The organism is Coprococcus sp. RTP21281st1_F1_RTP21281_210402 (assembly GCF_040915325.1).
Lineage (GTDB): Bacteria > Bacillota > Clostridia > Lachnospirales > Lachnospiraceae > Coprococcus > Coprococcus aceti.
Genome location: NZ_JBCPDQ010000002.1, coordinates 367765 through 381207, shown reverse-complemented (window position 1 = coordinate 381207; position 13443 = coordinate 367765). Strand labels below are relative to the sequence as shown.

At 44.5% G+C, this 13443-nt stretch carries 11 protein-coding genes; 8 read left to right on the top strand and 3 right to left on the bottom strand.

Annotation, left to right across the window (positions count from 1 at the left end):
- Positions 1-154: 154 nt before the first annotated feature.
- The 4 genes from metE (at position 155) to AB5150_RS03705 (ending at position 5169) form a co-directional block, all read left to right on the top strand.
- A complete protein-coding gene (gene metE, locus AB5150_RS03720; RefSeq protein ID WP_368291228.1) occupies positions 155-2419 on the top strand; it encodes a 5-methyltetrahydropteroyltriglutamate--homocysteine S-methyltransferase in 2265 nt (754 codons plus the stop codon).
- A 109-nt stretch (positions 2420-2528) separates the two neighbouring features.
- Complete coding sequence (locus AB5150_RS03715) at positions 2529-2933, top strand: GNAT family acetyltransferase (protein WP_349818602.1); 405 nt, start codon at positions 2529-2531, stop codon at positions 2931-2933.
- Positions 2934-3107: 174 nt separating this feature from the next.
- Positions 3108-4472 carry an ATP-binding protein gene (locus AB5150_RS03710; protein ID WP_368291209.1) on the top strand — a complete coding sequence of 455 codons (1365 nt, stop codon included), beginning with the start codon at positions 3108-3110 and terminating at the stop codon, positions 4470-4472.
- Between the two features lie 52 nt (positions 4473-4524).
- Positions 4525-5169 (top strand): phosphoribosylanthranilate isomerase, encoded by a 645-nt coding sequence (locus AB5150_RS03705; RefSeq protein WP_118649595.1) that lies wholly within the window; start codon positions 4525-4527, stop codon positions 5167-5169.
- Positions 5170-5306: 137 nt separating this feature from the next.
- Here the strand turns inward: AB5150_RS03705 and AB5150_RS03700 are convergent, their stop codons facing one another.
- The gene (locus AB5150_RS03700; RefSeq protein WP_368291208.1) at positions 5307-8759 is read right to left on the bottom strand and encodes a glycoside hydrolase family 2 TIM barrel-domain containing protein; all 3453 of its coding nucleotides are present in this window, start codon (positions 8757-8759) and stop codon (positions 5307-5309) included.
- Between the two features lie 293 nt (positions 8760-9052).
- Between AB5150_RS03700 and AB5150_RS03695 the strand changes: the two genes are divergently transcribed.
- Both AB5150_RS03695 and AB5150_RS03690 read left to right on the top strand, forming a co-directional pair.
- A complete protein-coding gene (locus AB5150_RS03695) occupies positions 9053-9907 on the top strand; it encodes a helix-turn-helix domain-containing protein (protein ID WP_368291207.1) in 855 nt (284 codons plus the stop codon).
- Positions 9908-10039: 132 nt separating this feature from the next.
- Positions 10040-10660, top strand: a complete 621-nt coding sequence (locus AB5150_RS03690) for a flavodoxin family protein (protein ID WP_368291206.1) — start codon at positions 10040-10042, stop codon at positions 10658-10660.
- Between the two features lie 321 nt (positions 10661-10981).
- Here the strand turns inward: AB5150_RS03690 and AB5150_RS03685 are convergent, their stop codons facing one another.
- The gene (locus AB5150_RS03685; protein ID WP_022217016.1) at positions 10982-11323 is read right to left on the bottom strand and encodes an AraC family transcriptional regulator; all 342 of its coding nucleotides are present in this window, start codon (positions 11321-11323) and stop codon (positions 10982-10984) included.
- Between the two features lie 288 nt (positions 11324-11611).
- Here AB5150_RS03685 and AB5150_RS03680 point away from each other — a divergent pair, with 288 nt between their 5' ends.
- Together AB5150_RS03680 and AB5150_RS03675 are read left to right on the top strand one after the other, a co-directional pair.
- On the top strand, positions 11612-11857 hold the full coding sequence (locus tag AB5150_RS03680; protein ID WP_368291205.1) for a hypothetical protein: 246 nt from the start codon (positions 11612-11614) through the stop codon (positions 11855-11857).
- Positions 11858-11870: 13 nt separating this feature from the next.
- On the top strand, positions 11871-12122 hold the full coding sequence (locus AB5150_RS03675) for a hypothetical protein (RefSeq protein WP_055222234.1): 252 nt from the start codon (positions 11871-11873) through the stop codon (positions 12120-12122).
- 185 nt (positions 12123-12307) lie between these two features.
- On the opposite strand, the gene AB5150_RS03670 is transcribed toward AB5150_RS03675, so the two are convergent.
- Positions 12308-13198, bottom strand: a complete 891-nt coding sequence (locus AB5150_RS03670) for an AraC family transcriptional regulator (RefSeq protein WP_368291204.1) — start codon at positions 13196-13198, stop codon at positions 12308-12310.
- Positions 13199-13443: the final 245 nt, after the last annotated feature.

The following is a 13443-nucleotide window of genomic DNA, read 5'->3' as shown; positions in this document are numbered from 1 at the left end:
TATTATACAAGTGAGGGATGTCTTTATATAATGTGGAGCAGACGCATGAAAGGCGCTTCGCACGGCGTCTGCGTACTACGCAAGGAATCTCCCGCAAGCGGGTCCTCCTTACGAAAATTTGTGGAGCAGACGCATGAAATTACAGGAGGATATGATGAAGACATCGGTTATAGGATTTCCAAGGGTGGGAACATTAAGAGAGTTAAAATTTGCATCTGAAAAATATTTCAGACATGAGATAACGGCGCAGGAGCTTACAGGAATTGCAGCGGATCTCAGACACAGACACTGGATGACACAGGTGGCAGCAGGGATAGGCTTTATTCCGTGCAACGACTTTTCATTTTACGATATAGTGCTTGATACAGCAGTTCTTCTCGGAATAGTGCCAAAGAGATACAGAGAGCTAAATGTCTCAAAGCTTGACACGTACTTTGCCATGGCAAGGGGGTATCAGGGAGAATCCGGGGATGTGAAGGCTCTTGCGATGAAGAAGTGGTTTAACACAAACTATCATTACATAGTTCCGGAGATAGAGGATGACACAGTGATAAGCCTTGACTGCGAGAAACTTACAGGTGAATACGAGGAGGCCAAGGAGCTGGGGATCAAGACAAAGCCTGTGGTTATAGGACCATACACAATGCTTAAGCTATGCAGATATGTGGGATCAAAGAATGCAGAAGATTTTGCTGATGATGTGGCAGAGGCTTACAGACAGCTTATCGCCGAGTGCGATGAAGAGAATGTGGAGTGGCTGCAATTTGATGAACCATCATTGGTGAGAGATATGGATGACGATGATAAGGCACTTTTCCACAGGGTGTATGACAGGGTATTTGCAGATCGTGCAGACTGTAAGATACTTCTCCAGACATACTTCGGTGATGTGAGGGATGTGTATGAAGATATCATAAATATGCCATTTGCCGGAATAGGCCTTGATTTTATAGAGGGCAAACAGACCGGTCAGCTTATAGACAGATACGGCTTCCCTGGGGATAAGGTACTTTTTGCCGGCCTGGTAAATGGCAAAAATATATGGAGAAATCATTACGACAAGACTCTCAATGTAGTAGGGCAGCTCCGCGATAAGAAGATAGATGTGGTTCTGTCTACATCATGCTCACTGCTTCATGTGCCATACACACTTAAGCAAGAGACGAAGCTATCACAGGACTATCTGAGGTTCTTTGCATTTGCAGAGGAGAAACTTATTGAACTCTCGGAGCTTGCGGCACTTGCCGAGAGTTATAACTATACAGAGCTTGAGGCATACCACAAGAATCAGGAGTTATTTGCGGGAACAAGAGACTGCAACAGCGACGAGGTGAGACAGAGGCTTGCGGCAGTGACTGAGGCAGATTATGCAAGACTTCCGAAGAGAAGCGAGAGGCAGGCACTTCAGAAGAAGGAATTTGGGCTTCCTGAGCTTCCGACAACCACTATAGGTTCATTCCCACAGACTAAGGATGTGAAGTCACAGAGAGCACAGCTCAGAAAGGGAGAGATATCTGAGCAGGAATATGTGGACTTTGTAAAGGGAAAGATAAAGGAATGTGTAAAGTGGCAGGAGGACATCGGACTGGATGTGCTAGTGCATGGCGAGTATGAACGAAATGACATGGTTGAATATTTCGGTGAGGCACTTGGCGGATTCCTGTTCACTGAGAAAGCATGGGTACAGTCATATGGAACGAGATGCGTAAAGCCGCCTGTGATATGGGGTGACGTATACCGCAAAAAGCCGATCACGGTTGATTGGTCTGTATATGCGCAGTCGCTCACAGACAAGATCATGAAGGGAATGTTGACCGGTCCGGTGACGATACTCAACTGGTCATTCCCAAGGGAGGATATATCAATCAAGGAATCTATATCACAGATAGCGCTTGCGATCAGAGATGAGGTGCTGGATCTGGAGGCGCATGGAATAAAGATGATACAGATAGATGAGGCTGCACTCAGAGAAAAGCTTCCACTCAGAAAATCTGATTGGTATACGGAGTACCTTGATTTTGCGATACCTGCATTCCGTCTGACACACAGCGGTGTGAAGGCTGAGACACAGATACACACACATATGTGCTACAGTGAATTTACGGATATCATACCTGCCATAGATGATATGGACGCGGATGTGATCACATTTGAGGCGTCAAGATCCGATCTGCAGATCCTGGATTCTCTCAGGGAGAACAACTTTGAGACAGAGGTGGGACCTGGCGTATATGATATTCACTCTCCAAGAGTTCCGTCGGTGGCAGAGATCGTGAAGGCGGTAAATGTCATGCTCACGAAGATAGGCAGGGATAAGCTTTGGATCAATCCGGACTGCGGTCTTAAGACCAGAGGTGTGCCTGAGACTGACGCCAGCCTCAGAAATATGGTTGAGGCTGCCAGACAGGTAAGAAAATAATATATAAAATGCTTGACAAATTCACATAAATATTACGCAAGTCAGTCATAATGATGATCTGGTTATACGGCTGGAGAAAGAGGATGAATACCGGGAAGTCGAGAATCTGGTGCGGGACAGTTTCTGGAATGTGTATCGTCCCGGCTGCCTGGAACACTATGTGCTCAATCAGCTGAGAAATGACAGTGCATTTGTCCCGGAACTGGATTATTCGTTGCAGAAGGCTGCAGGACTTGGCTGCGGTGCACTATGCTTTGAGGGGAATATTGATTTTTATGGCAAAAGCGGATTCAGACCGGCAAGCGAGTTTGGCATTCGCTATCATGGACTTGATGAGGGGGAGGATGCATCGTTTTTCCTCTGCAAGGAGCTGATTTCCGGATATCTTGATGGAGTCACGGGTGAGTACGCTCCGCCAGAAGGATATTTCGTGGACGAAAAGGCTGTGGAAGAATTCGACAGGCAGTTTCTATATAAAGAGAAAAAGACACTGCCCGGACAGATATTTTCATAAGGAGGACCCGCCGTAAAATAAAAGAAAATTGTTACTAAAGCTCGCAAAGTTGCATAATCTGCCGAAAAAAGGTTGGAAAAGTTGCAAAAATCACCGCGAAAAGGTTGGAAAAGTTGCAAAAAATTGATATCATAGGGATAGAAAAGTTGCAAATGCAGTACGTGGGGTGATTTTATGCTGGAAAGATCGGCAAAAAAATATATAGATTCATGGATTCAGAGCGGCAGAGACGCTTTGCTCATAACGGGAGCGAGACAGATTGGTAAGACATATCTTATAAAAGAATGCCTCAGGGAAAGTGGAGTGCCATATGTGGAATTGAATTTTATTGACCAGCCGGAGCTTGTCACATTGTTTGGCGGTGCCAGAGATGCAAAGGATCTGCTTATGAGACTTAGTCTGGTGACAAAACAGCCTCTTGAGAAAGGCCGTACGATCATATTTCTGGATGAGGTGCAGGAGTTTAAAGATATAGTGACAAGAGTGAAGTTCCTGGTGGAAGATGGAAGCTACAGGTATATCATGAGCGGTTCGCTTTTGGGCGTAGAGCTGAATGATCTCAGATCTGCGCCGGTTGGATATCTGCGTGTATGTGATATGTATCCGATGGATCTGCACGAATTTATGGTTTCTGTTGGTGTGAATCAGAATGTGATCGACACACTGAAGGAATGCTTTACGCAGAGGCTGCCTGTTGATTCGTTTGTACATGAAAAAATGCTTGATGTATTTAATCTGTATCTTATCGTGGGCGGAATGCCGGAGGCGGTCAATACCTATGTGGAGACAAATGATCTTGCGAAGGTAGCGGAGGTACATGAAAAGATAGTTAAATTGTACAGAAGTGATTTCACAAAGTATGAGACAAGGTACAAGCTGAAACTGCAGGAGATATATGATGTTATGCCGGGACAGCTTGATCAGAAAAATAAACGATTCCAGATCAATAGTATAGGTAAAGGCCTCAGTTATGATAGGGTTGCAAATGATTTTCTGTGGCTTAAGGATGCTGGGGTTGCGATACCGGTCTACAATATAAGTGAGCCGAAACTTCCGCTTGTGATCAGTGAGAATAGGAATCTCTTTAAACTATTTTTCTCCGATGTAGGGCTGCTGACAAGTAGGTATTCGGATCAGGTGAAAATGGCGATACTGAATAAAGAAAAGTCTATAAACAATGGTGCGCTATTTGAAAATATGGTTTCCCAGGAACTACTCAGCAAAGGTCATAAAGAATATTATTTTAACAGCAAAAAGCAGGGTGAGCTTGATTTTGTAATAGAACTGAATGGTAAAGTAGTTCCACTGGAGATAAAATCGGGTAAGGATTACAAACGACACTCTGCGCTGTGCAATGTCTTGGCTGATGAAAATTACGGAATAGAATATGCATATGTTTTTTCGGAGGGAAATGTAGAGGTCAGCGGCAAAAAAGTATATTTTCCGATATATATGACAATGTTTCTGGAAAACGAAAAGATGGCTGATACGGTATATAAACTCGACCTCTCAGGGTTGACGTTCGATAAGGATATGTAGCATCAGTTTTCGCCTGTTGGCGAGCCGATGTTAAAAAAATAGGAGAGACAGCATGAAGATAAAGATGTGCGGAATCACGACCCCGGCCGATGTGGCCGCGGTGAATGAAGTGAGACCTGATTATATAGGAATGGTGATGTATTTCCCGAAATCAAAGAGAAATGTCAGTGCGGAGACTGCGCGCAGGTTGCTTGAAGAACTGAGGAAAGATGTGAAGAAGGTTGCAGTGGTGGTATCCCCGGATGCGGAGCAGATAGCGGAGATAGGTGAGCTGGGATTTGATGTGATACAGATTCATGGACAGACCAGCGATGAGCTTATAGAGAGTGCGCATTTGCCTGTGTGGAAGGCGTTTAATGTGAAGGATATGGATATGTACCCACATTATCAAAGCCTTTCGAATGTTGCAGGTTATGTGTTCGATGCCGGTGAACCTGGAAGTGGCAAGACATTTGACTGGAACAGTTTGACGGATATCGACAGAGATGGAAGGCTGTTTGTGCTTGCCGGAGGTCTCACGCCGGACAATGTGCGGCGGGCGATAGAGCAGGTGCATCCTGACGTAGTCGATGTGTCATCTGGCATAGAGTACGATGTGGTAGGTGGCGTCCAAAAATCGGGCAAGGATCCGGAGAAGATGCGCCGGATGAAGAGGAATACCGCTGCTTGGCAGATTTCGGGTAAATCTGATAATTGATTCTCGCTAATCACAGTCAAAATGGTGAAAAAGATACAAAATTGTATCTAAATACTCATATAAGCGGAAAAAAGGACAAAGTTTGGAGGCTTTGTCCTTTTTCATGAGATAAACTTAATTTAGCGATAATTTTGTATCTATTTCACATGCATGGTAAATCCAAATTCCCACTCATCCTCGTCAAATCTGTATTTCTCATCAAGCTCGGGGCCGCAGCTGTTGGAGCCGATTCCGTTCTGGCGATAGTCTATGCACAGGACGGACTTGTCACTCTCTGGCAGCTCGTAGTTGTGGGTTGCCACTGTGAGTTCCTCTGCGGTGTAAGGCGAGGCGTTCATTGAAAATGGCACAGCGGATGTCACGGTTATGCTGTGGGCTGTTGTAGCTGCGATCGTTTCGGCTGTCTGCGCATTGCAAATGCTCTGATATGATGAACCGTTGACAAAGTTATTTTTGTCGGAGCTATTCCTGTCAGACTCGTCGCTTGCTCCAGGGGCACTGACCTGAACAAGGCTACAGTCAAAGTGGCTTCCATTTTCCTGTGGCATGATATAGTCCTCGTGCATCTCGTCAATGGATGCAGAAAATGAGCCATGCCAGCTTGCATGGTGCTTGTCTGCGTAGCTTTCATATGGACCCATACCGATATAATTTACATTTCGCATATCTTCTATCAAAATCATCCTCACGCCAAATCTTGGGAGCGTAGGGAATTCAGCATTTTTCTTTACATGCATTTTTGATTTTATAGTTCCTTCAGGTGTTATTATCCATTCAGCGTTTATCCTCAGAACAGGCTGTACCGTTGGTGCTGAGAGGCTTGACGTGCACGATATCACGGCACATCCATCTTTTATAATGCAGCCAGTCTCATATGTCCTCTCGGATATCATGTCATAGTGGGCTCTTAACCACTCGTTCTTGATATTTCTGTCGTTGTCTGTAGGCGCGCGCCAGATAGTCTTATCGCATGGAGCAGCGAGAAGTTCCTGACCGTCCATTGCAAAGCCTGTAAAGTTTCCTGTGTTCCTGTCAAATATATATTCAAAATTACTTCCGCTGACAACAAATTCTGTGTCGCTTTCCGATACATGAAGATGGGCAGAAGCTGTATCCTGAGTAGTCAGATATTGTTCCGCCAAATTCTGCGCCTTGTCCAAAGACGATGCTTTATCCAGGACCTTGTCTGCGTTCTGTTTTTGTGTGGCAAGTTCTATCTCGTCAAATCCCAACACATCACCTTTCTTTACGAATGCACTGTCACAAGCTGCCTTATATATCACACGGAGAAACATTCTGTGTGTAATAATATCTTTTGTGCAATCGGCGACATCTGAACATTCAACAACACTGGAACGATCAGTAACATCTGAGCTGCCAGAAATGTCAGCATGACTTGCTGCATATAAGTCTGACAATGATTTCTGTATATTTGTAGTAGGGTTCAGGCTGACAGTTCCATCGCCGTGAGGTGCCACGGAAGGAACATCAATATTTCCGGATGTAACCACCTGTCCATCACAAGTGACTTCATAGCTCATAGTGAGGTAGTCCCTGATGTCAGTGAAATCCATGTAGTTGTGCAGAGTCAAAACTCCATTTGTCTCATCATATCCAGTGATCCTTACCGGGCGGTTGATGTTCTTGAATTCAAGAAGTCCTGTGTGTGGTCTGCGGTCCGGATACACCAGACCGTCCATACAGAAGTTGCCGTCGTGGATAGTCTCACCGCTGTCTCCACCGTAGGCGTACATATCCTTGCCGTTTGCCGCCTTGCCCCTGTATATGGCGTGGTCGCACCACTCCCACACAAAACCGCCACAGGTGGTCTCGTGGCTGTCGAAGAACTGGAAGTAGTCCTCCAGATCTCCAGGGCCGTTGCCCATGGCATGACAATATTCGCACAGGATGTAAGGCTTGTCGCCATCACCATCTATATACTCAGCCATCTCGGATATGGATGGATACATTCTGCTGTAGAGATCCAGATTACTGTAATCGTATTTTCTCTTGCCGTCTGTATACTGGGCGCTCTCGTAGTGGGTGAGACGGGAGCTGTCATAGGACTTGACCCATGCCAGAGCCTTCTCAAATGTCACGCCGTATGCACTCTCATTTCCCATGGACCAGATGACCACGCTGGCACGGTTCTTGTCCCTGATGACGCAGTGCCTGATGCGGTCCAGTATGGATTCGCAGAATTCAGGGTTGTCTGCGATCGGCTCATTCCACCTTGCAGCCTTGTTCTCCCAGCTATTATCCGAATAGAATAATTCACTTGGACCATGAGCCTCTATATCCGCCTCATCTATCACATAGAATCCATATTCGTCGCAGAGCTCATAGAAATAAGGAACATTTGGATAATGGCTTGTCCTTATGGCGTTGACATTGTGCCGCTTCATGAAAGACATATCCCTGATGATCTGTTCTCTGCTGATCGTAAAACCGGTCACAGGGTCAGAGTCGTGTCTGTTCACTCCGTGGAACTTGATCGGCATGCCGTTGATGTACACGATCTTATTCTCTATCGTTATCTCCCTGATTCCTATCCTGTCAGTGATGACCTCACCGGCGCATCTTATGATGACAGTGTAGAGATATGGCTTTTCTGCATTCCACAGCACAGGGGAGTCAATCGACAAAGTAATGCTGCTGGAGCTGGCTGTGGTTTTAATCTCGGCTGCATTGGTATTGGCATCGCTCTGAGCGGAAATTTCACATTTTACACAACCTGATGAACATATGCTGCCATCGGCGTCCAGAATAGTAACTTCAATATCAACATTTGAATCAGCGCCTTTATCAACCACTGTTTCCGATTTTGATGAAAAACGGTCTTCAACGCAGGAATATTCTGTAAATGCTGTGAAGTCTATGGTTACATCTGCCTTAGTTGGCTCCGTTATATCGTCACAGCTGGTCTTTATGAAATAGTCGTATACAGCACCCTCAGAGCGTTTCAGGATATATACATCCCTGAAAATACCGCTCATGCGGAACTTATCCTGATCCTCAAGATAGCTTCCGTCGCACCATTTGAGGACCAGCACGCAGAGCCTGTTGGAGCCGTTTCTTATGAATTCGGTTATGTCAAATTCACTGGTCGAATGGGATACCTGGCTGTAGCCAACATACCTGCCGTTGAGCCATACATAGAAACAGGAATCTACACCCTCAAAGTTCAAGTGCGCGAGTGGCGCGTCCTCGTTCTGATCGTAGTCGAAGTCGGTCACATATGCTCCGCATGGGTTGCCCTTTGGAACATAAGGTGGGTCAAATGCAAATGGATACCTGACATTGGTATACTGATGATAGTCGTATCCGTGCATCTGCCATACTGATGGAACCGGAATATCATCGAAACCGGATATATCATATCCCTCACTGTAGAATTCGTCTTGAAGCTTGTAAATGCTGTCGTAGTAGCGGAACTTCCAGGTTCCATTCAGAAACTGTACTCTGTCCGAGAGATCCCTTGCATCAAGGGATGTGCTGTATGCCTTCCCAGCAGGAATATAGTAATTCCTATTCGGCATGGTGTTCTCATGCAGAATATGCAGATTTTCGTAGTGACGCGGAATGATCATAACAATACCTCCTGTGGTTAATTTAATATATAAAACGTTGTATATTCGTAGTTTGTTAGATATATTATAAGATAATGTCACATGAAAAGTCCATACATATAATGAGACAAAATATGCACATTCTAGTTTTATAAGACGGATACGCCGCACCCTGCAAGTCCGCTTGCAGGGTGAAGTCTCTGAACAGACAAAAGAAAAAGTATAAAGCATACAGGATGTGCCTGCACACGCTTCAAAATAGTGTAAAAATAGTGAAATAATAGTGTAATTTGCCATATAGAAAGGAGCCACACATGTATACAAACTCAGCATATCTTCACAACTCACTGCTCGACATAGTGGACAAGAGCAGACCGCTCATAGTCACAAGCTGCGGAACGTACAAGCTGTATACACAGAAAGAGTTTACGACCTACAGACCTAAGGGGCGTAAGGATTATCAGCTCATATATGTGGCGGCGGGAAAGGCACATTTTGAGATAAATGGGCAGGATGTGATCGCCTGTCCCGGAAACATGGTGATATACAGGCCGAGACAGATGCAACGGTATGTGTATTACGGAGACGAACACACGGAGGTGTTCTGGGTGCATTTCACCGGGGGAGAGGTGAAGCAGACACTCAGGCGGTACGGAATAAATGACGATGTGAATATGTTCTATGGTGGAGACCATGCTGAGTACAGAATTTTGTTCAGGCAAATGATACAGGAGCTACAGCTCTGCCGGGATGACTATGAGGAGATGTTGGAATACATATTCAGACAGATGCTTATCTCAGCTCACAGGCAGCAGGAGCAGGATGATTCAAAAACCTTTTCGGCCATGGCAGAGGAGATGGACCGTGCGGCGGCATATTTGGGAGAGCATTATAACGAAGAGATAGTGGTGGAAAGTTATGCAAATGAGCATAACATGAGCGTGAGCTGGTTCATACGGAACTTTAGACAGCGCATCGGCACCACGCCCACACAGTACATCATGTCAAAGCGTATAGCCAACGCCCAGATGCTTCTCGAGAGCTCGGACTACAACATGACGGAGATAGCAAAGATAGTTGGATACGATAATCCGCTTTACTTTAGCAGGGTGTTTAAAAAAGAAAAAGGAATGTCTCCTATGGAGTACAGGAAGTCGATCAGGCGGTGATGGCAGTTTGGACTATGCGCAGACAAACAACTGGAAATTCTTATAGTAAAGTGTATATAATATAGAAGAAACTGCCATGTGTTGTGGCTAAGTTAGTAATGAAAGATGATTGAATGATTGGAGGAACTGAATATGAAGGTTTTAATGTTGAATGGAAGTGCGAAGTCACAAGGCAATACATATCGTGCGCTTTACGAGGTAGGAGAGCAGCTTAACAAAGAGGGAATAGACTATGAGATATTCCAGATCGGTGCAGATCCACTGAGAGACTGCATAGGCTGTGGACAGTGTACGGAAAAAGGCTGTGTGTTTGATGACGATAAGGTAAATGAGTTCGTTGCCAAGGCAAAGGAAGCAGACGGACTGGTATTTGGAACACCTGTATACTATGCTCATCCAAGCGGACGTGTGCAGTCATTCCTTGACAGAGTATTCTACAGCAGCGGCCGTGCATTTGCATTCAAGCCGGGTGCATCTGTGGCAGTTGCAAGACGTGGCGGAACATCAGCATCATTCGATGTGATGAATAAATACTTTGGAATATCACAGATGCCGGTGGCTGGCTCTACATACTGGAATCTTGTACACGGACGCGTGCCTGGAGAGGCTGAGCTGGATGCGGAGGGTATGCAGACCATGAGGAATCTTGCTAAGAACCTTGCATGGATGCTCAAATGCTTTGAAGCCGGCAAGGCAGCAGGTGTTGCACTCCCTGACACGGAGAGAGGCAACCAGACGAACTTTATAAGATAAATTAGTAAAGATTATAATATCGTGAAGCAAATGACAAAGATTGAGTTTAACCTAAATCAGAACATAGTGTTAATGGTAGAAAGAGAGATTACATATGTAATCTCTTGAACTATAGTCAAGGTATGGAAATGGTAAGTATTCTACTGCTAACACTTTTTAAAATATAAATGCGTTTGATTCAAAGGAGATTTGGTTTGTGTTTGTTATTGCTGATAATGTGGCATCCGACAATGATCTGGTGATTCATGTAATTGCGTTTATATTGTGCTTATGATAAATAGAATATGTCAAAATGATAAGCGAGCTGTGGCCTTGTAAAGATCACAGCTCGTCGTCCGTCTCGATATAATCCGGCCGGTTATTGTTCATGGTTTCCTGGCTGGAGATGGTTCTCTGGCGTTTTTCCTGCCGGTAGGCATTAGGCGACATGCCGGTGGTCTTGCGGAAGATCTTGTGGAAAGCCTCGGCGGACTGGTAGCCGCATGAAAATGCAATACTTTCTATAGAAAGCTCAGATATGGTAAGCATATGCTGGGCTTTTGTTATGCGGAAATTCTGCAGGTATTTCACAGGACTCATCCCGGTGTACTGCTTGAACAGGTCGGAGAAATAGCTTCTGTTGATTCCAACGTAGTCAGACAGCTCCTCCACCTTCATTGGCATATAGAGATGTCGTTGTAACTGAACATATTAGCAAAATAATTTGTTGACATCAATATAGATATACTACATTATTGAATTACAAACTAGGTTGATCTGAACTTATATATAATTAAAGAGGGGGATAAAACACAATGAAAAAATAAGACTAATTCTGGTAATGTTGGCTATACAAAGAAAAGGGGATTGCCAGTTAATAAAAATAATAACTTGGTGAAAAGGACGTGGCAAAAGGGATTTGGTTATTCTTCAGGCACTGGAAACAGTAACTATATGTGGACATATTCAACTTTGAAGAAACAAATTGACAGTGGAAATCCGTGTATGTTTTCTATTGCAAATGGATACTATTATAATCATACTGTTGCAGTGGTAGGTTATAAGGAATATAAGAATATGAGAACGGGAAAGGTGTATACGTTTTTGGTGGCCCACGATGGCTGGAGTACCACAACAAGATACATAGCAATGAAAAATACTGGTGCGAGCTATGTCGCGTGTCAAACATCGATAAAGGTTCCGTCAAAAAAGAAGTAGAGGAGAAGAAAATATGAATATGGCAATTGTTGTGGCTGCAATCGGAGTTGTGGCAGTCCTTGTATCAATAGTTGGTATAGCGACTAAAAAGATGCCTTTGGTGATTACGGCAATGGCATTATTAGGTATTTGCATAATAGTTACGGGGGTAGAATTGTATAATGCACAAATGTGGCAGGAAATAGCTGTTGGGGCATTTGCTGTAGGGGGATTGTGCGTATGTGCATCTATTATTATGATGATAATTAGGTGGAAAAGAAAGTAGGAATTTGTAATATGTGTCAGCACTTATATTCTGGAATATCACAGATGACGATCACAGGCTCACCATATTGGAGAATTTTGCACACAGACGCCTGCTGATTTTTAGAAGAATATGCTGATGGCATTGATTTACTTTTGGTTAGCATACAGTAATAATGTCTGGTGCCTTTGCCACTGGAGATAATTTTAAAAATCATCATCTGTATCAATATAATCCGGCCGGTTGTTGTTCATGGTTTCCTGGTTGGAGATGGTTCTCTGGCGTTTCTCCTGCCGGTAGGCATTGGGCGACATGCCGGTGGTCTTGCGGAAGATCTTGTGGAAAGCCTCGGCGGACTGGTAGCCGCATGAAAATGCAATACTTTCTATAGAAAGCTCAGATATGGTAAGCATATGCTGGGCTTTTGTTATGCGGAAATTCTGCAGGTATTTCACAGGACTCATCCCGGTGTACTGCTTGAACAGGTCAGAGAAATAGCTTCTGTTGATGCCTACGTAATCCGACAGCTCCTCCACCTTCATAGGCATACTGTAGTGGTTCTGAATGTAGGAGATGGCGTGGTTTACGTAGGCATTTCCCGATGGAGTCTCCAGCTTGTCTTTCTGTGCATTTGCGATGACAGACAGAGCGAGGTAGAGCATGCCCATGAGCCTGAAGTGGTCTGCGTGATCCGAGGTGTTGTGAGCAAGCATATCAAATACGTACTTTTTCAGTTTGTCGCCATCCTCGCAGGTGAATATAGGCTGGTTCTGGGTGAGCCCGATACTGCTCAGCGTGTCGTGGGCGCATCTGCCCGAGAAACCGAACCATACATAACGCCATGGATGGTGTTCGTCCGATATATATGTGGCGGGGGTGTCAGGTTCAATGAGGAAGCCCTGACCCTTTTTCAGATGATAGTGGGCTCCCTTCACATAGAAGTCGCCCTCCCCCTCAAGTACAAAATGTATAAGGTAGAATGTTTTGACCGCAGGGCCTGCCTTGTGCAGCGGTTCGGTTATCGAGTGTCCGAACACATTCAGGTAGAGGTCTGTATCATTCTCCTGGGGGAATTCCATTACGATCTTATTTTCCATTTTACAAACTCCGCATTTTCTTAATAAAGTAACTTCATAAATTGATCTGATAATCTTCAGGAGATTTTGGCAAAGTCCATATACAGATTCTCGTACTGTTCTAAATTTATAAGATTTGAACGTTTCTGTAATGAAGGCATATGAACTCGTTCTCTCATTATAATATATAAGAGTATAACATACATTCAACCGGATTATCCATACAATAATATGTTCCGCCAGAAAAAACAATCTAACAAATGGAC

What these genes read in the sequence shown, in the direction of transcription:
- metE (WP_368291228.1), top strand. Translation starts at nt 155, where the DNA reads ATGAAGACATCGGTTATAGGATTTCCAAGGGTGGGAACATTAAGAGAG.
- AB5150_RS03710 (WP_368291209.1), top strand. Translation starts at nt 3,108, where the DNA reads ATGCTGGAAAGATCGGCAAAAAAATATATAGATTCATGGATTCAGAGC.
- AB5150_RS03705 (WP_118649595.1), top strand. Translation starts at nt 4,525, where the DNA reads ATGAAGATAAAGATGTGCGGAATCACGACCCCGGCCGATGTGGCCGCG.
- AB5150_RS03700 (WP_368291208.1), bottom strand. Translation starts at nt 8,759, where the DNA reads ATGATCATTCCGCGTCACTACGAAAATCTGCATATTCTGCATGAGAAC.
- AB5150_RS03695 (WP_368291207.1), top strand. Translation starts at nt 9,053, where the DNA reads ATGTATACAAACTCAGCATATCTTCACAACTCACTGCTCGACATAGTG.
- AB5150_RS03690 (WP_368291206.1), top strand. Translation starts at nt 10,040, where the DNA reads ATGAAGGTTTTAATGTTGAATGGAAGTGCGAAGTCACAAGGCAATACA.
- AB5150_RS03685 (WP_022217016.1), bottom strand. Translation starts at nt 11,323, where the DNA reads ATGCCAATGAAGGTGGAGGAGCTGTCTGACTACGTTGGAATCAACAGA.
- AB5150_RS03675 (WP_055222234.1), top strand. Translation starts at nt 11,871, where the DNA reads ATGAATATGGCAATTGTTGTGGCTGCAATCGGAGTTGTGGCAGTCCTT.
- AB5150_RS03670 (WP_368291204.1), bottom strand. Translation starts at nt 13,198, where the DNA reads ATGGAAAATAAGATCGTAATGGAATTCCCCCAGGAGAATGATACAGAC.